Consider the following 21600-nt stretch of genomic DNA (forward strand, 5'->3'; position numbering starts at 1 on the left):
GAACATCACTCATGGCTAAGAAAGCTACCGTATTTAAAATCGCTATCCAAATCGCCGATATGGACCGTGGCTATTATCAAGACCATCAATTAACGGTTGCTCAGCATCCGTCAGAAACCGATGAACGCATGATGGTAAGGCTCCTTGCTTTTGCTATGAACGCAAGTGATTCACTGACGTTTAGTAAAGGACTGTGCGTCGATGACGAGCCAGAACTTTGGGATAAATCCTTATCCGATGAAATTAACCTATGGGTTGAATTCGGTCAAAGCGATGAGAAGTGGCTTCGTAAAGCTTGCGGCCGTGCAAAACAAGTACAGCTTATTACCTATGGCGGCCGTAGTGTGCCGATTTGGTGGAAGCAAAATGAACCGCTGCTAGAACGTTATAGTAATTTAACGGTTTGGAACATCCCTGAAGAGGCTGTTAAAGCGATGGGACAATTGGTCGGTCGTAATATGTCTTTGCAGTTTAATATCTGTGAGGGCCAGATCTGGATCTCTGATAACGACAACTCTGTACTTGTAGAGCCTGAGTTACTTAAGGGCGTGCAGGAGTAGGCTTTAGGTTATTGAGCAACTAAGCATACTCTAGTTGAGTGCACTTGAATGCAAATTAAAAAAGCCAGTCAAATGACTGGCTTTTTATTTGCTTTAACTCGCAATTAATTAAGCTTCTCCAGCAGCCGACTCTATGTCGCCTTTGCCTTTTGTCTTAACCATGATCAACCCGGTGATTACTAAGGTTGATACGATACCGGCAATTGTCGACAACGTCATCGGTAGACCAGCGCCAAGAGTTGGCGAGCTTAATAGGAAGCTAATCACTACTGTTGTCATAAACATGGCTGGAATCGTACAGATCCAATGGAACTTGTTTAGACGTAGCAAGTAAGCCGATGCTGTCCATAACATCATTACCGCAGTCGCTTGGTTTGCCACGCCGAAGTAGCGCCAAATCACACCAAAGTCGACTTGAGTCAATACTGCGCCAGCTGCAAACAATGGTATTGCAAACATTAAGCGCTTTGGTAGCTCAGTTTGTGGCATTTTGAAGAACTCAGCTAGAATCAGGCGCGCACTACGGAACGCGGTGTCACCAGAAGTGATAGGCAATACGATTACACCTAAAACTGCGAGGAAACCACCTACAGCGCCTAGAAGGCCAGTCGATGCCTCATAAACCACGTTTGCAGGGTTACCCGCCATGCCCGCGTTTAGGCCTTCAACACCACCAAAGAATGATAATGCGATAGCACACCAGATCAGTGCAATAATACCTTCACCAATCATGGCACCAAAGAACACGAAGCGGCCATTTGATTCGTTTTCAACGCAACGTGCCATCAATGGTGACTGTGTGGCGTGGAAACCTGAAATCGCACCACAGGCAATAGTGATGAATAGCGCAGGCCATAGAGGCATGTCATTCGGGTTAAGATTAGTTAGGAAGTCACCCACTTCAACGCCAGGCAATAAGCTGTGCTCGCTTGATACGATTAGTGCGATGGTTAAGCCAACAGACATGAAAACTAATAGTGCGCCAAAGAATGGATACAGACGGCCAATGATCTTGTCTACAGGTACGATAGTCGCAATTAAGTAGTAGAAGAAGATAATACCGACAAAAATGCTCAGATCCCAACCTGTCAGCTTGGCTAAAAGGCCTGCTGGAGCAGAGATAAAGACTACACCAACAAGAAGCAGTAGGATAATGGCAAATACATTCATAAAGTGCTTAGCGCCTTTACCTAAGTATTTACCCGCAAGGCTTGGTACTGATTCACCATTGTTGCGTACTGACAACATACCTGAGAAGTAGTCGTGAACGGCACCAGCAAAAATACAGCCTAATACAATCCATAACATTGCTGCCGGGCCATAAAGCGCACCTAGGATAGGACCAAAGATAGGACCCACACCAGCGATATTGAGTAGCTGAATTAAATACACTTTACCTTTTGACATCGGTACATAGTCAACACCGTCTGTTTTAGTAAACGCAGGGGTTTGGCGCTTAGCATTGATGCCGAAAACCTTTTCGACAAATGCACCGTAGATAAAGTAGCCACCGATCAATAGACCGACGCAAAGGAAAAACCACGACATAATAACACTCTCCAATCTTATAATGCTCGGGAGTGTAAACGTATTTATTGAACGGGAAAGTGGCAAATAGCTCAGCGGTCAAATAGCCAAGGTCAGTGGTAACATACTGACCTAAGCGGTTAACGATTTTACCCTATTGGAAACCAAACAGCTGTTTTAGCTGCTTTAAGTAACGACGGGATACGGGAACCTTAGCGCCAGAGCGGGTTGTTACCTCGGTGCCAGCCTCTTGAATTTCAATTTCAGCAATGGCAGCTGGGGCGATTAAGTACTGCCTGTGGCAATAGATAAGCGAGGTTTTTTCTGCCAAAACCCTTAACGTCATATGGGTGTGGACAAGTTCATTATCTGTCGCTACATGGACACCACTTACGTCGCTATAAACATATTGTACGGCTTCTGTTGCGATAACTTTCAACTTATTGCCGCTAAAGCAGGGAATATGTGCCAGTTTTTCCTCCGCAATAGGACTTAGCACTTTAGGTGTTAAGTCTTTGCGTAATCTAGCAACTGTGTTGGCAAAACGTGCATCATCTATAGGCTTTAATAAGTAATCAAAAGCCTGCTTCTCAAATGCGGTAATGGCGTACTCATCAAAAGCGGTGATAAATACGATCCGCGGTAAATTATCAGGATCTAGCATTGCTGCCAGCTCTAACCCTGAAATTTTTGGCATCTGGATATCTAAAAATATTAGCTGCGGTTTAAGTTTAGTAATAGCTTGAATGGCTTCTACGGCATTACTGCACTGGGCAAGTACTTCAATGTCTGGTTCATTTTCCAGTAAAATGGCGATTTCATCTCTGGCGTAAGGTTCATCGTCAATAATGATACAAGTGATCAAATGTTAGCCTCCATAATAGGCAGATGAATACTGATAGTGGTGTAACTGCCAGTTTTAAAATCTATGGCAATACCAAATTGTGCGCCGAACATATTTTGAATACGCTTATCAACGATATTCATTCCAAGCCCTTCGCTGTCTGTTTTTGCTTTATACAGACCTGCATTATCGGTGACAGACAATAGTAACGTTGAATCAGCTAATTGCTCGCCCCTAACCGTAATGACACCAGATTCAAGCATATTTGATGTGCCATGTTTCACTGCGTTCTCAATGATGGGCTGCAGTGTAAATGCAGGCAATTTATAGTGTAATAAATTATCTGCGATTTCGATATTGACCGTAAGCTTATCAATAAAGCGCGCTTTCTCTATTGTGAGGTAAGAGTCGATATGTTCGAGCTCATCTGCCAGGGTGACAAGCCCTGTTGTGCGCTTTAAGTTAATTCGTAAAAATTGCGATAAGTTTTGAATAAGTCTACGAGCAGTATTGGGGTCGCGGCGAATGATTGCTGCAATGGTATTAAGCGCGTTAAATAAAAAGTGCGGGTTAACTTGAGCCTGCAATAACTTGAGTTCTGACTGAACCAATAAATTTTGCTGGGCAGCAAAACGACCATATAAGATTTGGTTAGACAGTAATCGACCTAATCCTTCACCTAAACTGCGGTTGATATTTAAGAACAACTTCTTTTTAGGCTCATACAGTTTAATCGTGCCAATGACCTCTGCATCAGAGCGAAGCGGGATCACCAAGCAAGAACCCAATTGACACTCTTTTGAGATAGAGCAGGAGTAGGCCATGTTAACGCCATCTGCGAACATCACTTTGTCTTGCTCAATTGCATCTTGGGTTAGTTTGGATGAAATAGGTGTTCCGGTAATATGGTGGTTATCGCCAATACCGCAAAACGCGAGTAGTTTCTCTGTATCGGTAATCGCAACAGCACCCACTTGGGTTTCCTGCTTAACGATTTGTGCTACTTGCATGCAGCTTTCTTCGTTAAACCCGTCTGATAATATTCCCACGCTGCGCTCGGCTATCCGCAATGATTGCGTTGAAAACACCGATGACATTTTGTCATACATGGCCTTTTGGTCGCGGATAATACTCATGAATAATGCAGCGCCAACCGAGTTGATCAATAACATAGGCAAAGCTATTTGCTGCACCAAAAGCCAAGCATCATCGAAAGGTTTGGCAACAGATACGATTACTAGCATCTGCATGATTTCGGCGGCAAAGGTAACGATGCAAACCATTAGCGGTGAGTAAATTAACTCCTGATGGCCAATACGACGTAAGTAATAACTAAATAACCCCGCAGATAAGCCCTCAAGTGTGGTTGATATTGCGCAGGCAAGATCGGTAAATCCGCCCATGCTGTAACGGTGTAAGCCACCTGTTAAGCCAACTAAAAAACCAGTGACTGGGCCACCTAGTAATCCACCGAGTACAGCGCCCATAGCGCGAGTATTTGCAATAGCGTCATTGGTTTGTTCACCGAAGTAGGTAGCCATAATGCAAAAGCTTGAAAATATCAGGTAGATAAACACTTTATGGGGCAGGCGAGTAGCCGCTTCGGTGAAGAGTTTAAACAAAGGAGTCTTACTAACAAGGTAGACAATGACCATATAAAGGCTCATCTGTTGAGTTAGTAATAAAATTAACGACATAAGCGACTCATTTATATCTTGGACCTATCACAGCTTATCAGAATCATGGTTCAGAAAAGTGTGTCGGCGAGTTTAATTCGATTCGCTAATATTATGTGCTTAGTTAAGATCTGCCTACGTAATTTTAGTGAGAATCATCTGACTGCTAGCGAGATCAAAGTTTTGTCGGAATAGATAGCGTATAAAATGCTTTATATATGCAGCTTAACGTGTACAGTTTAAGGGTAGGTAGAATATGTCAGAGTCAGTTCATGGTCATCAAGTGATGGAGCTTATGCTCGCACAGGGTCAGTCGTTAACAAAATCAGCGTTAAGTCAATTAATGCATACTACTTTTGGCGAGCAAGCCCACTATCACACTTGCTCAGCTTCCGAGATGAATGCTGATGAGTTGATCGAGTTTCTAGAAAAGAAAGGTAAGTTTATTCATTCTGAGGCTGGGATTGAAACCGCAGCAGATAGGATCTGTAATCACTAAAAACCTGTGATGGATTAACGTATATAAGCCTGCTTTTGCAGGCTTTTTATCGACTAGAGTTCGAAGGCTGGGTTAAGCAATACTTATATGAGTTGCAAGGCAACGTGGAAACTTTGATCGTCTAGTGTGATACATCGGCAAACTTGCCCTTTTACGCTATTTTGGTTCTCTTTACCGGCATTAAACGTAATGGCAATTAAGGTTCCTAGGGGCATAGCTTGTTGGCAGTGTAGTAACGCGCCTTTACGTGAAAGATCGATACAACGGGCAATAGCAGGCTTAGTGATTACGTCAACATCGCTTTGTATGGCGATATTCACTGTTTCTGACTCCATATCAACGCGGATAGAACGGCGTCTCTCTTCTTGGTAGCTTTCCATACTGAGTTATCCTTAGGTCAAGCGCATAACTAGATAGCTTAAAGATCTTACCAAGATAATTAAAGCGAAAGTTATTATGAGCATTATAGGATAAAAAACACTGCGATTTACAATATAAAAAAATGCCTGAAGCAGATGTTCAGGCATTTAGAAGTATTGAACTAGGCAACGATGAGCAATTGACCTATAAATCTTCTTCTTTGGGGCGTGGGTAAGGTAGTTTTAACTGTCCCCAGCGGATCACTATGACTGTTGCTGCAAGAGTTAGTGTCGATAGTGATATCGCAATAATTCGCCAATCATCCATAGCTTTCATGTCAAGGATTAGGTAACGAGCTAACGCGACGATAGCAATATACAGTGGCATACGAATGGGCAGTTTACCCGACTCTGCGTAATGCGACACCATTGCTAGTACTTCAAGGTAAATAAACAGTAGAAGTAGATCGGCAAGTGTTACTGCGCCTACATCGAAAATATGTTTAATTTCTTGGCCAATCGCGACAACAGTCGAAATTGCTATAATGATTAATACGAGATGCTCAATGGCTTTAATACTGCTAATGCCATATTTTCGATACATTTTATCCATGGTATTCCCTATTACAGTCGTTTGATAAAGGGTATCAGCAAATTAAAATAATGTGACATTATCGATGTGACATTATTCACAATTGCGTTTTAAAATTTCATTTGTTGATTTTGCTTTTTCACCATTTATTGTCAATTAAGTCGTTAACGCTCATCGGCGTTATCTTTCTGTCAACCGTAGCAATAAATTACCTACAAATGTTGTTGGTATAAGTCTAAGTATATAACGCTAGACTGTATGAATTTTTTCTGATTAAAAAATAACAAAAAGATTGAATAATAATGAGGGTAGTATTTAGCTTACTACTGCTAGTACAGCAGTGCTGTTTAAAGGAAGGGAACGGGAGGGTTAGTGTTCGGCACCGAATTTTTTGTTTGGTACGTATAAATATACGATCTATTTAGCGTAACTTAATCAGCTGTTTTCGTGAGTTAATATTGGCTTTGGTTATTTTTGATGTAGTTTCGCTAGCGCTGATATAGAAAACAGCTATAAAAAAACCGCCATAAAGGCGGTTTAATTATCTCACTAAAGCAAATTAACGCTTAAGTGCTTCGCTCAATAATGGGCGGAAAGTCTTAAGTAGTGCAATCGTAGTCTTTGGTGTACCAGCAACGATGTTGCCAGACACTAGGTAGTTGTGGTTACCAGTAAAGTCAGTAACAGTACCACCAGCTTCACGTACGATTAGGTCGCCAGCAGCGATATCCCATGGCTTAAGACCGATTTCGAAGAAACCATCAACACGGCCAGCTGCAAGGTAAGCTAGATCAAGTGCTGCAGAACCTGCGCGACGTACGTCTGCAGACTGAGTGAATGCAGCAGCAAACAATTTCATGTAAGTTTCAGTGTGTTGCTTAGCTTTGAATGGGAAACCAGTCGCAATGATAGTTTCGTTCAAATCTGTGTTTTTAACACGGATACGGAAATCGTTAAGCTTAGCGAACTTACCGCGTACAGCAGAGAACAATTCATCACGGATAGGATCGTAAACAACTGCAACTTCGGTCTTGCCTTTAAACTGCATCGCGATAGATACAGCAAAGTGAGGAATACCTCTTACGAAGTTATTAGTGCCATCCAGAGGGTCAACAATCCAAACGTAATCTTTGTTAGTTCCTTTATTCTCACCGCTTTCTTCACAAACGATTGTGTGGTCTGGGTAAGCTTTACGGATCTGATACGTGATTGCAGCTTCAGCTTCCTTGTCTACGTTAGTCACGTAGTCGTTAACACCTTTAGAGGTGACTTCTATACGGTCTAGTTCCGCATAGGCGCGTACAATAGTTTGGCCGGCAGCGCGAGCAGCGCGCACAGCAATGGTATGCATTGGAAGCATTGCAAATCCCCTGGATGTAAAAGAACGGATATAAATTATCGGAGGCGGATTATACTCTATTTGACAGTTATATCAAATGCTGATTTTTGTATAAGCAAAATGAGGTGCTTGTGGTAACATTCTTTCACGTGTTCTCTCAGAAAATATAAGTAGTTTCATGCTCAGCAATATTCGTGTCGTTCTTGTCGGTACTTCCCACCCAGGGAATATAGGTTCAACAGCCCGTGCTATGAAAACCATGGGGTTATCCACTTTATATCTGGCTGAGCCAAAGGTAGAGCCTGATGGGCACTCTATTGCCTTAGCTGCAGGTGCTTCAGATATTTTAAAGCATGCGAAAACAGTTAGCTCTGTAGAAGAAGCCATTGCAGATTGTAGCTTGGTTATCGCAACCAGTGCGCGCAGCCGTACCTTGGACTGGCCGATGCTTGAGCCGCGTGAAGCGGGTGAGAAGCTTGTAGGTTCTGCGCTTAATGGTCCAGTGGCGATTGTGTTTGGTCGTGAAAATAACGGTCTGACTAATGAAGAGCTACAGCGCTGTGATTACCACGTAGCAATTCCGGCTAATCCTGAATATACCTCGCTTAACTTAGCACAAGCTGTGCAAATCATTTGTTATGAGGCGCGAGTTGCGCACTTAGCTCAAGTTGAAAGCGGTGTTGAACCAACTCCAATTGATGAAAATGATGAAAACCTTGAAGCGTTTCCATCTTCAAGAGAGCGTGAGAATTTCTTCGAGCATTTAGAAAATACATTGCTGTCGACTAATTTTATCGTTAAAAATCATCCCGGCCAGATAATGACTAAGTTACGTCGTTTGTTTAGCCGTACCCGTATTGAACGCCAAGAGATGAATATCTTGCGCGGTATTTTGACTTCGATTGATAAAGTCGTCGCCAAAAATGAGACTAAAGAAAAGTAGCGCTAAAAAGGAAGTAGCTAAATGGGTGTTATCGCAAGACTGAAAGACGACATAGCCTCTATTTACCATAGAGATCCCGCCGCTAACGGAACCATTGAAATTCTATTCAATTACCCGGGAATGCAGGCGATTTGGATCCACAGGGTAAGCAATAAACTGTGGGTAAGAAATTGGCGACTTTCAGCGCGATGTCTATCAACCTTTTCACGTTGGTTAACTGGGGTTGAAATCCATCCTGGTGCAACCATTGGTGATCGCTTCTTCATCGATCATGGTATGGGCGTGGTGATTGGTGAAACCGCCAATATTGGTAACGACTGTACGCTTTACCATGGTGTGACCTTAGGTGGAACCACTTGGCAAGCGGGCAAACGTCACCCGACATTAGGCAATAATGTGGTGATTGGTGCTGGCGCTAAGATATTAGGTCCGATCACCATGAACGACGGTGCCCGTGTTGGCTCTAATTCAGTCGTGGTTAAAGACGTACCAGCAGATACCACTGTTGTCGGTATTCCTGGTCGTGTGGTCGCAACGCCATCTGCGCAGTCTAAAGAAACCTCCCAACGCCGTACAGAAATGGCAAAGAAGTATGGCTTTGATGCCTACGCGGTATCACCTGATAATCCTGATCCGGTTGCTAATGCCATTGGGCAGATGCTCGATCATATGCATTTGATGGATTCAAAAGTACAGGAAGTGTGCCAAGCGGTACAAACTTTAGGCGGTAGTGTTTGTACTGAGAAGCTTCCAGAGCTTGATGTTGAAGATTTCAGCGACGCAGAAATTGCGGCAGCGCAGAAGCGTCAGAAGTCAATAGATGAGTTTGATCCCATTATCTAGCAGAATGTGCGTTTAAAATCTTAAATGCCATTGAATCTTGCCTAATAAACAGGTTAAATACCCCAGCAAAATGACGGGGTATTTAATTTCCTGTCATGATCCTATTAATACCTGACCAAATCGCTAGGTTTTATACTTGACTAAAACAGTCGGGTATGTTGAAATTAGCCTATGCTTTTTTGGGAGACGTAGTAGCATGAAACTTACATCGAAAGGTCGGTACGCAGTCACAGCAATGCTAGATGTTGCTATGCATTCTACAAATGGTCCCGTACCATTAGCCGATATTTCTGAGCGTCAAGGGATCTCTCTATCTTACCTCGAACAACTCTTTGCAAAACTTAGAAAAAACGGCTTGGTTTCAAGTGTCCGTGGGCCCGGTGGTGGATACCGCCTAGGTACTGACGCATGTGAAATCTCTGTTGGTATGGTTGTACGTGCGGTTGATGAGTCCGTCGATGCAACTCGTTGTCAAGGTCAGGGAAACTGCCAGAGTGGAACGCGATGTTTAACCCATTCTCTTTGGGGAGATTTAAGCAATCAAATCTCCGATTTCTTGAATGGCATATCGTTAGCAGGATTAATGCATAAAAGAGATGTGCAGTTTATCTCCGTTAAACAGGATAAATTGCAGCAGGAGCAAAGGCTCAGCATTTAGCAGCTTTTGTTATGAATATAAAAATTATTTTTTGTACGTTGTAAGTAGTCTCTGTTAGAGACTACAAAGTACGGAGTGTGTGATGAAGCTACCTATCTATTTAGATTATGCTGCGACGACGCCGGTTGACCCTCGCGTTGCAGAGAAAATGATGAAGTGCATGACAATGGACGGCATTTTTGGTAATCCAGCGTCTCGTTCTCACCGTTACGGCTGGCAAGCTGAAGAAGCGGTTGATATTGCGCGTAACCAAATTGCAGATCTTATCAATGCTGACCCACGTGAAATTGTTTTCACGTCTGGTGCAACTGAGTCTGACAACCTTGCAATTAAAGGTGTTGCTCACTTCTACCACAAGAAAGGCAAGCACATCATCACTAGCAAGACAGAACACAAAGCGGTTCTAGATACTTGTCGTCAACTTGAGCGTGAAGGTTATGAGGTGACTTACCTTCAGCCTGAGCCAAGTGGTCTCATTCCAGTTGCTATGATTGAAGCAGCAATGCGTGAAGACACTATTTTAGTGAGCATCATGCAAGTGAATAACGAAATTGGTGTTATTCAAGATATCGACGCGATTGGTGAGCTATGTCGTTCACGCAAAATCGTATTCCATGTCGATGCAGCACAAAGTGCAGGTAAAATGCCGATTGATGTGCAAAAGACTAAAGTCGATTTGCTATCAATTTCTGGCCATAAAATGTATGGACCTAAAGGTATTGGCGCACTATATGTGAGCCGTAAGCCACGTATTCGTCTAGAAGCAGCAATGCACGGTGGCGGACATGAGCGCGGCATGCGCAGTGGTACGCTAGCAACTCACCAAATTGTGGGTATGGGCGAAGCTGCTGCAATTGCAAAAGCGGATATGGATGTGGACAACGAGCGCATTCGTCGCCTGCGCGACAAGCTTTGGAATGGTATTAACCATATCGAAGAGACTTATATCAACGGTGATATGGAAAACAGACACTGCGGTAGCCTAAACGTGAGCTTCAACTTCGTTGAAGGTGAGTCGTTGATGATGGCATTAAAAGACTTAGCAGTATCTTCAGGTTCAGCATGTACTTCAGCAAGTCTAGAACCAAGCTACGTATTACGTGCATTGGGTCTGAATGATGAAATGGCACACAGCTCAATTCGATTCTCAATCGGTCGTTTCACGACTGATGAAGAGATCGACCATGCAATAGAAACGATTAAAGAATCTATTGGTAATTTAAGGGAAATGTCTCCGCTTTGGGAAATGTTCAAAGACGGTATCGATCTGGATTCAGTCCAGTGGGCACATCACTAACCCTTAACTTAATTCACGAATAGATAAATTGGAGTTGTATCATGGCTTATAGCGAAAAAGTAATCGATCATTACGAAAACCCACGTAACGTAGGTTCATTTGATAAGAACGATCCGTCAGTAGTAACGGGTATGGTTGGTGCGCCAGCTTGTGGTGACGTAATGAAGCTGCAACTGCGTATCGACGATAACGGTATTATTGAAGATGCTAAATTCAAGACATATGGTTGTGGTAGTGCCATTGCTTCTAGCTCGCTTGTGACTGAGTGGGTTAAAGGTAAAACAATTGAAGAAGCTGGCGCGATTAAAAACACTGACATTGCTGAAGAGTTAGCATTACCACCAGTAAAAATTCATTGCTCAATTTTGGCTGAAGACGCGATTAAAGCCGCTCTTGAAGAGTACAAAACAAAGCAATCTAAGTAATACCTGGAGTTAAGATGGCAATTAGTATCACTCCCGCTGCGGCTGAACGTGTTAAGAGTTTCTTAACTAGCCGTGGCAAAGGTTTAGGCTTACGCTTAGGACTTAAGACATCAGGTTGTTCTGGCATGGCTTATGTACTTGAGTTTGTTGATGACCTTAATGACGACGATGAACTTTATGACATTGATGGTGTAAAAATCATTATCGATGCTAAAAGCTTTATCTATCTTCAAGGGATTGAGTTGGACTTTGTTAAAGAAGGTCTAAACGAAGGTTTCCAATTTAATAACCCAAATGCGAAAGGTGAATGTGGTTGCGGCGAGAGTTTTACCGTTTAAATCACTTAAAGTTAAACTATGAATTATTTCGAGCTGTTTAGTTTACTTCCTTCCTATGATGTCGACACCGCCTTACTTGCAGATCGCTACCGCGAACTGCAAAGGGCGGTTCATCCCGACAAGTTTGCCAACGCAAGCGAACAAGATAAACGTCTTTCAGTGCAGCGCACTGCGCAAATCAATGACGCCTTTCAAACGCTTAAAAATCCTATTCAGCGCGCCGAGCATTTGCTTGCACTTAAAGGAATAGAGATTAGCCATGAAACCACCACGCTTAAAGACACCGCGTTTTTAATGCAGCAGATGGAATGGCGTGAGTCGCTTGAAGATATTGCCCATTGCGATGAGCCTGATGATGAAATCGCCGCTTTATATGATTCGTTTGAGCAATACGCAAAACAGATCACAGCACAACTAAAAGTGCTGTTAGTGAGCGATCTCGAAGCGGAACATTTGCAGGCTGCAGATCAAATTCGTAAACTCAAGTTTATGGCAAAATTACAAGACGAGTTGGCTAGAGTGGAAGACGCACTCTTAGATTAGCCAGCGGCGTTAATTTTTAATATTGTTGGCTCAAGTTTTTGAGCCAACATTTTTTTAAGTGGATATTTATGGCACTTTTGCAGATAGCAGAGCCTGGACAGAGCGCTGCTCCCCACCAACATCGTCTCGCAGTGGGGATCGATTTAGGCACCACTAACTCACTTGTTGCTGCAGTGCGTAGTGGCGTGGCGAACACCTTACCCAATGAAGATGAACAGCATTCATTACCTTCAGTTGTTCGATATACACAAGACGGCGTACAAGTAGGTCTAGCAGCCGAAGCGTTTTCTGCCCAAGACCCACAAAATACCATAGTATCTGTTAAGCGCTTTATGGGTCGCAGTCTTAACGACATCCAGTCTGGCGAGCAGTCTTTGCCGTATGCGTTTGAAGCAAGCGAAAATGGTTTACCTATTTTTGTTACGCCTCAAGGTAAAGTTAATCCGGTACAAATTTCAGCGGAAATCTTAAAGCCGCTGGTGGCGCGTGCTGAATCAACACTTGGCGGTACGCTAGAAGGCGTGGTGATCACGGTTCCAGCCTATTTTGATGACGCACAGCGTCAAGGTACTAAAGATGCCGCATCGCTAATTGGCGTTAAAGTCTTACGTTTATTAAACGAACCAACAGCGGCAGCGATTGCTTACGGTTTAGACTCTGGTCAAGAAGGTGTGATTGCCGTTTATGACTTAGGCGGTGGTACTTTTGATATTTCCATTTTACGTTTAAACAAAGGCGTATTTGAAGTATTGGCCACCGGTGGTGATTCTGCATTAGGTGGTGATGATTTCGACCATCAGCTTCAAGCGCATTTTATTGAACAATGGCAGTTAACTAATGTTAGCGCCAGCTTAAACCGTTCGATGCAAATTGAAGCTCGCCGGGTAAAAGAAGCGCTTACAGATTCAGCTGAAACGGTTGCGAGTGTGATTGATGATAACGGCGCTACCTTATCGCTATCAGTTACCCGAGAGCTGTTTGATAGCCTGATTAGCAAGCTTGTAAAGAAAACCGTTGCAAGTTGTCGTCGTGCACTGCGTGATGCAGGCGTGAGTAATGATGAAGTGCTAGAAACTGTGATGGTTGGCGGTTCTACTCGTGTACCTTTAGTGCGCCAAGAAGTTGAAAACTTCATGGGTAAAACGCCACTGACTTCTATTGATCCTGATCGCGTGGTTGCCATTGGCGCTGCAATTCAAGCTGATATATTAGTGGGCAATAAGCCTGAATCAGACTTATTATTGCTCGATGTTATCCCGTTGTCGCTGGGTATCGAAACCATGGGCGGCTTAGTTGAGAAAGTGGTGTCACGTAATACCACTATTCCAGTTGCGCGTGCACAAGAGTTTACCACCTTTAAAGATGGTCAAACGGCAATGGCTTTCCATGTCGTGCAAGGTGAGCGTGAATTAGTTTCTGATTGTCGCTCGCTTGCGAGATTTACCTTAAAGGGGATCCCACCCCTTGCTGCTGGCGCTGCGCATATTCGCGTGACGTTCCAGGTTGACGCTGATGGCTTGCTTAGCGTAACTGCAATGGAAAAGTCGACTGGCGTACAATCAAGTATTCAAGTTAAACCATCATTTGGTTTAAGTGATGAAGAAATCGGTAGCATGCTAAAAGACTCGATGGCAAATGCTAAAGAGGATATTACTCGCCGCATGTTAGCTGAAAAACAAGTTGAAGCAGCACGCGTGCTTGAGTCATTAAGCGCTGCCTTAAATAAAGACGGTGATTTACTGTCAGATGAAGAACGCACAGTCATCCAAGCTGATATGGCTGCACTTGCTCAAACCGCAAGTGAAGATGACGCTGATGCGATTGAAAAAGCGATTGAAGCACTAGATACAGCGACGCAGGACTTTGCTGCTAAGCGTATGGATAATTCAATCAGGCTAGCTCTAAAAGGGCAGTCGGTTGACAATATATAGGTAAGGTTATGCCACAAATTGTATTTTTACCCCATGAAGAGTTATGTCCAGATGGCGCTGTTGTTGAAGCGCAAGAAGGCGAGACGGTTTTAGACGTTGCACTACGTAACGGTATTCATATTGAACATGCTTGTGAAAAGTCTTGTGCTTGTACAACCTGCCACGTCATTATTCGTGAAGGCTTTGACGAGCTAGAAGAAAGCGATGAGCTTGAAGACGATATGCTAGATAAAGCTTGGGGCCTAGAGCCTGAAAGCCGTCTATCTTGCCAATCACGAGTGCCAGCCTCTGACTTAGTAGTCGATATTCCTAAGTACACCATTAACATGGTAAGCGAAGGCAACTAGTAATAGATAAGCTTGCTAAGTAACATTAAAAAGCCAGTAGCATTTGTTACTGGCTTTTTTGTATCTCAAAATTAACGCTTGAAAGCGTAACGTGGTAGAAGGCAATAGTTAATTATCGCAATGCAATTGGTATTAGGTGTCTTATACACAAATTAATGGCTTATATTAATTTAGTTTAAAGAGGGATGGTAATGAAACTAAAGTGGATTGATTCATTAGAGATCGCCTTAGAACTCGTAGAACAGTACCCCGAGGTAAACCCTGAGACTATTCGTTTTACCGATCTTAATGAATGGGTATTGGGATTAGAGTGTTTTGACGATGACCCAAACCACTGTAATGAAAGAGTGCTTGAGGCGATTCAAGCCAACTGGATTGCAGAAAAATAAGACAAATTGACCCCGCATTAGTTAATAGTGTGATCTCTATCCTGTCTATTGATGATAAAGCGTGCAATGACACTTTGAGTTGATCCGCATCAATTATATTTACGCAAATTGGTCTAAATTTGGATGGGTATTCTGATGTGTTTAACCCTGAACCATCGGTTAGAATTATTTTCTAAAAAGGATGTTGGCATGCGTAAGTCATTATTAATCATAGCAATGTTGTTGTCACCAACTGCTGCTTTTGCACATGAAGGCCACGGTGGTGTTGGGCTTTTTCATCATTTTATGGACTTAGCGCCGGCTCTAGCGCTATTAGCGGTTATTGCGGTTGGTTTTGTATGGGTTAAAAACCGTAAGTAACAGAGTGATAAACGGTTGGCTAATTTAGTTGGTCAATCGTTTAGCATTAGTTAATTTAGCGTTCTATTTCTTCTTGATGCCGCTAGAAAGTGTGATGCATCCTGCCTTTTTGTATTTGGATATCAGACTTATCTCAATTAGATGATAGCCAAAGGGTAGGCAATAGGGTCATTATTTCGTATAATCCGCGCGAAAATTAAAAACCCTATATTTAAGAAGGAAGCTTTTCATGGCTATCGAACGTACTTTTTCTATCATTAAGCCTGATGCAGTTGCAAAAAACCACATTGGCGCTATCTATAACCGTTTTGAAACGGCTGGCCTGAAAATCATCGCTTCTAAAATGATCCACCTGAGCAAAGAGCAAGCTGAAGGCTTCTACGCTGAGCACAGTGAGCGTCCTTTCTTTGGTGCACTAGTTGCATTCATGACTTCTGGTCCTATCATGGTTCAAACGCTTGAAGGTGAGAACGCTGTTCTAGCTCACCGTGAAATCTTAGGTGCTACTAACCCAGCTGAAGCTGCGGAAGGTACAATCCGTGCAGATTTCGCTGAAAGCATCGATGAGAACGCTGCCCACGGTTCTGACTCTGTAGCATCTGCTGAGCGTGAAGTTGCATACTTCTTTAGCGCAGACGAGCTATGTGCACGTACTCGTTAATTCGAACGTGTTAAACAAAAAGGAGCCTAATGGCTCCTTTTTTGTTTATTTGGATAAACTACCTATAAACTTCTAGCTCCCCGTAAGCGGCAATTCCTAGCTAACTGTTGTACCTTGACTGTTCTTTTAAGCTCATATACTTAAGATTAATTACCTCACCTCATTTTATTCATTATTTTTGTTCCGGTTCGAATACTAGATTAACAGTATTGATGGTTATAAATGTTAATAGCTTTAATTGGTTTGCGAGTTTAACTTGTGTTGGTAGTGATACATTTAAACCATAATTGTTGCAGGGTTGTGTTTGGCTTTTTATTTGGCTTTACAAAGTAAGTAAGTAATTAATATTAATTTCAACGGCTATTTAACTGGGTTTCCTTAGTGTTAAACTTAATTCTTTATCAGTTGGTTAATTAATTATCATATTTTTTTAAATTAACTTTGTAGTAAGTATTTAACATTTATCTCCGCGATTGATACATGTTTAATTGTTTTCATTACCATGGTCGTCGTTTTTAAGTTATTGGTTTCGAAGGCTTTCTATGTATTCCGTCTTGTTGTTTGTATCAATTTATCTCTTTTTAGTTGTTTTTTTGTAATGGTGATTGACTTAAAAGTTAAAATTAAAGATTATTTATTTCGAAGTTATTAACTTTATATTCAAATAATTAATAATAAATATAACGCTTCTGTTATTTATAATGGGAGAATAGGGGATAAATATGAACTCTGTAACCTTAACTGCAAAAGCTGTACGTTGTAGCTTATTAGCTGCTGCAGCGACAAGTGTTGCTTTATCTGGATTAGCATTTGCGGAAGATGCTGCTGAAGAAAAAGTAGAGCGTATACAAGTAACAGGCTCACGTATTAAGCAAGTTGACATGGAAACCGTCTCTCCTGTCACAGTCATTAATGCTGCTGATATAGCAATGACAGGTGAGAAAACAGTAGCGGATGTATTAAATAACTCTGCTATTAACAGCTTCGGCTCTTGGCGTGGTACATCAGGTTACGGCGCAGGCGCTAGCTCAACAAGTAGTGTTAACCTTCGTGGTTTGGGCGCATCTGCAACATTGGTATTGCTAGATGGACGTCGTATGCCTGGTACTAGTTCGAGCTCTGGTTCGGTGGCAGATACCTCTTCGATTCCAATGGCAATTGTAGAAAGGATTGAAATCCTTCGTGATGGTGCTTCTGCGGTTTATGGGTCTGATGCAGTAGCAGGCGTTGTAAACATTATTACTAAAAAGAACTTTGATGGTGTTCAACTCGACTATAGTGCTGAGTTACCGAGTATTGACGGGGGCGATGCGAATCGTTTTTCTATCGCAACGGGATACAATACTGATAAAGGTAATATCACGCTAACATATGAATATTACGGCACAGACGCAGTCATGGATCGTGATATCTGGAACATGGATGACCCTACATACAACGCTTATAGTAGCTTTAGCTCAGTGCCTAACTATCAGACGGCTTCTGGTTGGGGGAGTAATCAAGAAATATGCTCTGAAACTGAGAATGTTGTTGCTGACGAATATGGTCGTTGTTTATATAGCTACGGTGCAGTGACCAAGCTCTTTGGTGACGTAACTCGTAACTCTTTATTATCAAACTTCAATTATGAAATCACTGATAACCTTGAATTTAGAGGTCGTGCCTCAGCATCTTTAGCGGACACTGAAACACGTTATGCTGGTACACCGGTGTCTACCAACATACCAACAATGAGCAAAGATAATATTTATAACCCAACGGGAGAGGATATTACTCAAATTCGTATGCGTTCAGTACAACTTGGTGAACGTGACACGCTAACAGAAACAAATAACTTTGATATTTTGGCCGGTTTAGTTGGTTATATTGAAGTAGGTAATGGTTTAGATTGGGAAGCGAATGTTCAGCATTCAACTTCAACGACAAACTCGTTTAACTACAACTTAGTAAATGATAATTTAATCCAGCAAAGTATTGATTCAGAGCAGTACGATATCTTTAACACTACAAATATGAGTTACGAAGACTGGAATCAACAGATGACAGACTTATACCGCAGTGCTGCTCATACAGGCGTTTATCAAGGTAAATTTGAAAGTACTCAAATTGATGGTTTAGTGTCGACTTTAATCATGGAAAAGGATGATTTCAGCTTAGCGATGGTAGCGGGTGCTGAGTATGAGATGATTGACTTTAAACAAACAAGTGATCCTGAATCTGCTGCTGGTATCATTTCGGGCGGTTCTGGTGGTGATGACGTTGACGCGACTCGTGACCGTACAGCTGGTTACCTTGAGTTACAAATGGGATTACCTGCTAATTTCGAAGTTTCTGCAGCAGTTCGTTATGAACGTTATGAGCAAGAAGGCTCTTTGACAGGTGCTACTGGTGAAGTCGTTAATTCATCTACATTTGATGCTGTTGTTCCTAAGTTTGGCTTAAGCTGGCGCCCAGTTGATTCGCTATTACTGCGTGCGAGCTATGGTGATTCGTTCCGTGCGCCGAATATGGGGGAAATGTTCTCTTCGCAATCTCTAAGTTTTGAGGATTCAGTTGATAATCTATGGTGTAACACACCTGGTAATGTTGACCCAACTTATTGTAATCCAAACAATCAGCATAAAACGTGGTTCGGTGGTAATCCAGATCTAGAAGCGGAAGAAGGTAATTCATTTACATTAGGTGGTGTTTGGAACGTAACTGATGATTGGAATCTAGAAATTTCATACTACTCAATTACATATGACAATAAAATTGAGTCCGTAAGCGTTGATGACATCCTGCGTGATGAATTACGTGAAGGCTCTTCTCCGTATGTAACACGTGGACCAGATGGAAAAATTGAATACATTGAGTCAGGTGTTCGTAATATTTCTACGGTTGAAACATCAGGTTTAGATTTTGTAACGGCTTATAATTTAGAAACTGGTCTTGGTGACTTTAACTTTAAAGTAGATGTGTCTCATGTTTTAGATTTCAAAAAGCAAGATGATGCTGAATCTGAAATGATTGACTATGCAGGTGTTACTGATACACCGGACTGGCGCGGTAACTTTGTAGCTTCATGGAGCTTCGATGATTATCAAGCAGCATGGACGACGGTTTATATTGGTAGTCAGTCTGCAGAATACTACCGTGAGCTATCTGACTGGGATGGTTATGAAGACTATGCTAGTTACTTTAAGCACAATGTACAGTTTGCTTATAACCACTCGTTAAATGGTTCAATTACGGTTGGTGTGAACAACTTATTTGATGCTGAAGCACCTAACTATTATGATTATGCTGATTACCGTGATGTAAACGTTGGGCTATATGATGTGATTGGTCGTACTTATTACGTGAGAATTAGCCAAAGATTCTAAGCCTATTTAAGGTTTCGCTTAAATCAAAAAACCTCCTGAAAAGGAGGTTTTTTTCGCTTGAACAATAGCAAGCAATAATGATTGAATCTCCTAAAACAAAATTAATGATTAAGTCTTAATTCTTGTCGGTGTTGACGGCTAAATTGGCCGCTACAATTTGCACAACGTTGCTCGAGTGGATCTTCGGCTAAGCGCTCAGCCTCTATTTCATTCTCACAATCACTACACACGCCATACAAACCAATTTCAAGCTGACACCTAGCAGCGTCTAGACGCATCAAATTGAAAAATAATGGATGCTCGCATAAGTGAACTTCTGTCATGATTTGAATCAGTTCACAAAGAGAATAATCATGCTGGTCCATTAGCTTGGCTTGCATTTCTGGGAGTGCGCCAATCTTTACTCTTAGATCCGATTCTATAGCGGTTAAGGTTGTTTGGATTTGGTTCGTACTCACTTCAGTTGCCTACAATTATTGACTTTACGGCTTATCAGTCTAATGCTGCAAACATATCGCGTTATGATTGAGATCAATTCTGGGCAAAATTTTGCGGCAACGCGGCATAAATAATACTTAAGATTGATCTAATCAGGTAGTTTTGCTCGAGCCTGTCTTAATACTTGGATAATTTCTTCGGCGGTTTTAAAGACTCTCAGCTCTCTAAATAACTCGTCAGCTTCACTATATTGACGGTTTAAATAGCCAAACCATTGTTTGATCCGCGCTGGATAATAAGTACTTTTTCTACCTTCTAACTCTCGATCAGTGTATTCAAGCATGAGTTCGAGTGACTGCTGCCAAGTATACGGGGTTTCACCTTTGATACTTGCAGCTAAATTAGGCAAAGAGATAGCCCCACGACCAACCATAACGGTATCGCAACCTGTCACCTGCATGCAACGCTCAGCATCATCCTTATTCCAGATCTCACCATTAGCGATAACAGGAATAGGGACTTTATTGTTGATATCGGTTATGTATTCCCAATACGCAGGTGGTTTATAGCCATCTACTTTGCTGCGGGCATGTACGGCTAGTTCGCTTGCACCAGCTTCATATATTGCAAGCGCGTTTTCCATATATAACGACTTATCGTTAAATCCTAAGCGAATCTTTGCGGTGACAGGGTGCTCACTCGGAACAGCATCGCGCATAGCTTTGACTACATTATAAAGCTGCTCAGGATACTGCAGCATAACTGCGCCGCCATTACTGCGATTAACCATTTTTGCAGGGCAGCCAAAGTTAACATCAACCCCTTTCGAGCCTAGCTCAATTGCTCTTATAGCATTTTCTGCCATCCAACCAGGTTCTTGGCCTAGCAACTGCACACGTACTGGTGTACCTGATAAGGTTTGTCCGCCATGTTGTAACTCTGGGCAAATACGATAAAAAACCTTTTCAGGTAAAAGTTGATCAACTACCCGCACAAATTCGGTGACCATAAGATCATAAGGGTTGATTGCTGAGAGGATCTCTCGCATTAAATCGTCAACAACGCCTTCCATAGGCGCCAAAATTATTCGCACTGCAGTGTCCAATATATCAATATTTTAAGCGCTGCATTCTACCTTATCGGTTAAGTACAACCAAATAGAGTGATGAATAAAATGGTAGGAACCGATCGTTTTATATTTTAATTGCGTAATGTTATTTGAATGTTACCGCCTAGTCTCTTGGCTAGATTTGTTGCTAATAGACTATGACTGAAACGTTTAAAAACCTAAATATCAATCGATTTCAACTAGATGATTATTTGCATTATCAGGTTTTATGGGCCATAAATGTGATAGTTGTAGAAAAAATGAAATTATTTTGTTGGTGTGCAGGTCTAGTTAAGCAAGCCAGCAAAATGCTTTGTTGGTAACCAATACAAAATTGAGTAAGTAAAAGGATGATATTATGAAATTAGTAAATAAAACTGCAATGACCGTCGCTGTAGGTGCTGTTGTAATGGGGAGTGCATTAACTGCTAGTGTACAAGCAAGCCCATTTGGTTATAGTGAAATGCAAGCTGGTTACCAATTATTTGCAGGTGAAGGCAAGTGTGGTGAAGGTAAGTGCGGCGGCGAGAAGAAAGATGCCAAAGAAGGTAAGTGCGG

Annotated in this window: 24 protein-coding genes; 16 read left to right on the forward strand and 8 right to left on the reverse strand. The window is 42.1% G+C overall.

Annotated elements, in window-relative coordinates; translation table 11 throughout:
- Positions 1-11: 11 nt before the first annotated feature.
- A complete protein-coding gene (locus tag AB4298_RS17270; protein ID WP_371987660.1) occupies positions 12-560 on the forward strand; it encodes a YaeQ family protein in 549 nt (182 codons plus the stop codon).
- Between the two features lie 108 nt (positions 561-668).
- Here the strand turns inward: AB4298_RS17270 and AB4298_RS17275 are convergent, their stop codons facing one another.
- The 3 genes from AB4298_RS17275 to AB4298_RS17285 all read right to left on the reverse strand — a co-directional run bounded on the left by AB4298_RS17275 (position 669) and on the right by AB4298_RS17285 (position 4628).
- Positions 669-2108 carry a carbon starvation CstA family protein gene (locus AB4298_RS17275; RefSeq protein ID WP_371987662.1) on the reverse strand — a complete coding sequence of 480 codons (1440 nt, stop codon included), beginning with the start codon at positions 2106-2108 and terminating at the stop codon, positions 669-671.
- Positions 2109-2241: 133 nt separating this feature from the next.
- Entirely contained in the window at positions 2242-2952 is a 711-nt protein-coding gene (btsR, locus tag AB4298_RS17280) for a two-component system response regulator BtsR (protein WP_371987664.1), read from the reverse strand.
- Positions 2949-4628, reverse strand: coding sequence for a LytS/YhcK type 5TM receptor domain-containing protein (locus AB4298_RS17285; protein ID WP_371987666.1), 1680 nt, complete (start codon positions 4626-4628; stop codon positions 2949-2951). The genes btsR and AB4298_RS17285 overlap by 4 nt, the downstream gene beginning before the upstream one ends.
- A 235-nt stretch (positions 4629-4863) precedes the next feature.
- On the opposite strand from AB4298_RS17285, the gene AB4298_RS17290 reads away from it, so the two are divergent.
- Positions 4864-5106, forward strand: a complete 243-nt coding sequence (locus AB4298_RS17290; RefSeq protein WP_371987668.1) for a YecH family metal-binding protein — start codon at positions 4864-4866, stop codon at positions 5104-5106.
- 83 nt (positions 5107-5189) lie between these two features.
- Here AB4298_RS17290 and AB4298_RS17295 read toward each other — a convergent pair whose 3' ends face one another.
- The 3 genes from AB4298_RS17295 to suhB all read right to left on the reverse strand — a co-directional run bounded on the left by AB4298_RS17295 (position 5190) and on the right by suhB (position 7417).
- On the reverse strand, positions 5190-5486 hold the full coding sequence (locus AB4298_RS17295) for a PilZ domain-containing protein (protein ID WP_248999274.1): 297 nt from the start codon (positions 5484-5486) through the stop codon (positions 5190-5192).
- Between the two features lie 184 nt (positions 5487-5670).
- Positions 5671-6078, reverse strand: a complete 408-nt coding sequence (locus AB4298_RS17300; protein WP_248999273.1) for a phosphate-starvation-inducible protein PsiE — start codon at positions 6076-6078, stop codon at positions 5671-5673.
- 538 nt (positions 6079-6616) lie between these two features.
- Complete coding sequence (gene suhB, locus AB4298_RS17305; RefSeq protein ID WP_220781749.1) at positions 6617-7417, reverse strand: inositol-1-monophosphatase; 801 nt, start codon at positions 7415-7417, stop codon at positions 6617-6619.
- 157 nt (positions 7418-7574) lie between these two features.
- Between suhB and trmJ the strand changes: the two genes are divergently transcribed.
- From trmJ to AB4298_RS17370, 13 genes are all read left to right on the forward strand, one after another.
- Complete coding sequence (trmJ, locus tag AB4298_RS17310; RefSeq protein ID WP_371987671.1) at positions 7575-8339, forward strand: tRNA (cytosine(32)/uridine(32)-2'-O)-methyltransferase TrmJ; 765 nt, start codon at positions 7575-7577, stop codon at positions 8337-8339.
- 21 nt (positions 8340-8360) lie between these two features.
- Complete coding sequence (gene cysE, locus AB4298_RS17315) at positions 8361-9182, forward strand: serine O-acetyltransferase (protein ID WP_220781751.1); 822 nt, start codon at positions 8361-8363, stop codon at positions 9180-9182.
- 196 nt (positions 9183-9378) lie between these two features.
- On the forward strand, positions 9379-9840 hold the full coding sequence (gene iscR / locus AB4298_RS17320) for a Fe-S cluster assembly transcriptional regulator IscR (RefSeq protein ID WP_028767226.1): 462 nt from the start codon (positions 9379-9381) through the stop codon (positions 9838-9840).
- Positions 9841-9922: 82 nt separating this feature from the next.
- Positions 9923-11137, forward strand: a complete 1215-nt coding sequence (locus tag AB4298_RS17325; RefSeq protein ID WP_248999270.1) for an IscS subfamily cysteine desulfurase — start codon at positions 9923-9925, stop codon at positions 11135-11137.
- Positions 11138-11178: 41 nt separating this feature from the next.
- Positions 11179-11562, forward strand: a complete 384-nt coding sequence (iscU, locus tag AB4298_RS17330) for a Fe-S cluster assembly scaffold IscU (RefSeq protein WP_028767228.1) — start codon at positions 11179-11181, stop codon at positions 11560-11562.
- Positions 11563-11576: 14 nt separating this feature from the next.
- Positions 11577-11900 (forward strand): iron-sulfur cluster assembly protein IscA, encoded by a 324-nt coding sequence (gene iscA / locus AB4298_RS17335; protein WP_371987672.1) that lies wholly within the window; start codon positions 11577-11579, stop codon positions 11898-11900.
- An 18-nt stretch (positions 11901-11918) separates the two neighbouring features.
- A complete protein-coding gene (hscB, locus tag AB4298_RS17340; RefSeq protein ID WP_220781755.1) occupies positions 11919-12443 on the forward strand; it encodes a co-chaperone HscB in 525 nt (174 codons plus the stop codon).
- A gap of 68 nt (positions 12444-12511) precedes the next feature.
- A complete protein-coding gene (hscA, locus tag AB4298_RS17345) occupies positions 12512-14374 on the forward strand; it encodes a Fe-S protein assembly chaperone HscA (protein WP_371987674.1) in 1863 nt (620 codons plus the stop codon).
- A gap of 8 nt (positions 14375-14382) precedes the next feature.
- The gene (gene fdx, locus AB4298_RS17350; RefSeq protein ID WP_220781757.1) at positions 14383-14721 is read left to right on the forward strand and encodes an ISC system 2Fe-2S type ferredoxin; all 339 of its coding nucleotides are present in this window, start codon (positions 14383-14385) and stop codon (positions 14719-14721) included.
- 191 nt (positions 14722-14912) lie between these two features.
- Positions 14913-15110 (forward strand): Fe-S cluster assembly protein IscX, encoded by a 198-nt coding sequence (gene iscX / locus AB4298_RS17355; protein ID WP_248999266.1) that lies wholly within the window; start codon positions 14913-14915, stop codon positions 15108-15110.
- Between the two features lie 189 nt (positions 15111-15299).
- Entirely contained in the window at positions 15300-15470 is a 171-nt protein-coding gene (locus AB4298_RS17360; protein ID WP_248999265.1) for a hypothetical protein, read from the forward strand.
- 229 nt (positions 15471-15699) lie between these two features.
- Positions 15700-16131: a nucleoside-diphosphate kinase gene (ndk, locus tag AB4298_RS17365; RefSeq protein ID WP_220781760.1), complete on the forward strand. Its 432-nt coding sequence runs from the start codon at positions 15700-15702 to the stop codon at positions 16129-16131.
- Between the two features lie 722 nt (positions 16132-16853).
- Positions 16854-19496, forward strand: coding sequence for a TonB-dependent receptor (locus tag AB4298_RS17370; RefSeq protein ID WP_371987675.1), 2643 nt, complete (start codon positions 16854-16856; stop codon positions 19494-19496).
- 101 nt (positions 19497-19597) lie between these two features.
- On the opposite strand, the gene AB4298_RS17375 is transcribed toward AB4298_RS17370, so the two are convergent.
- Together AB4298_RS17375 and dusC are read right to left on the reverse strand one after the other, a co-directional pair.
- Positions 19598-19954: a TraR/DksA C4-type zinc finger protein gene (locus AB4298_RS17375; protein WP_248999263.1), complete on the reverse strand. Its 357-nt coding sequence runs from the start codon at positions 19952-19954 to the stop codon at positions 19598-19600.
- A gap of 128 nt (positions 19955-20082) precedes the next feature.
- On the reverse strand, positions 20083-21027 hold the full coding sequence (gene dusC / locus AB4298_RS17380) for a tRNA dihydrouridine(16) synthase DusC (protein WP_371987677.1): 945 nt from the start codon (positions 21025-21027) through the stop codon (positions 20083-20085).
- Positions 21028-21400: 373 nt separating this feature from the next.
- Between dusC and AB4298_RS17385 the strand changes: the two genes are divergently transcribed.
- On the forward strand, positions 21401-21600 hold a 200-nt coding region (locus AB4298_RS17385; RefSeq protein WP_527251186.1), incomplete at its 3' end, for an HvfA family oxazolone/thioamide-modified RiPP metallophore.

The organism is Shewanella sp. 10N.261.52.F9, from assembly GCF_041471165.1.
Taxonomy (GTDB): Bacteria; Pseudomonadota; Gammaproteobacteria; order Enterobacterales; family Shewanellaceae; genus Shewanella; species Shewanella marinintestina.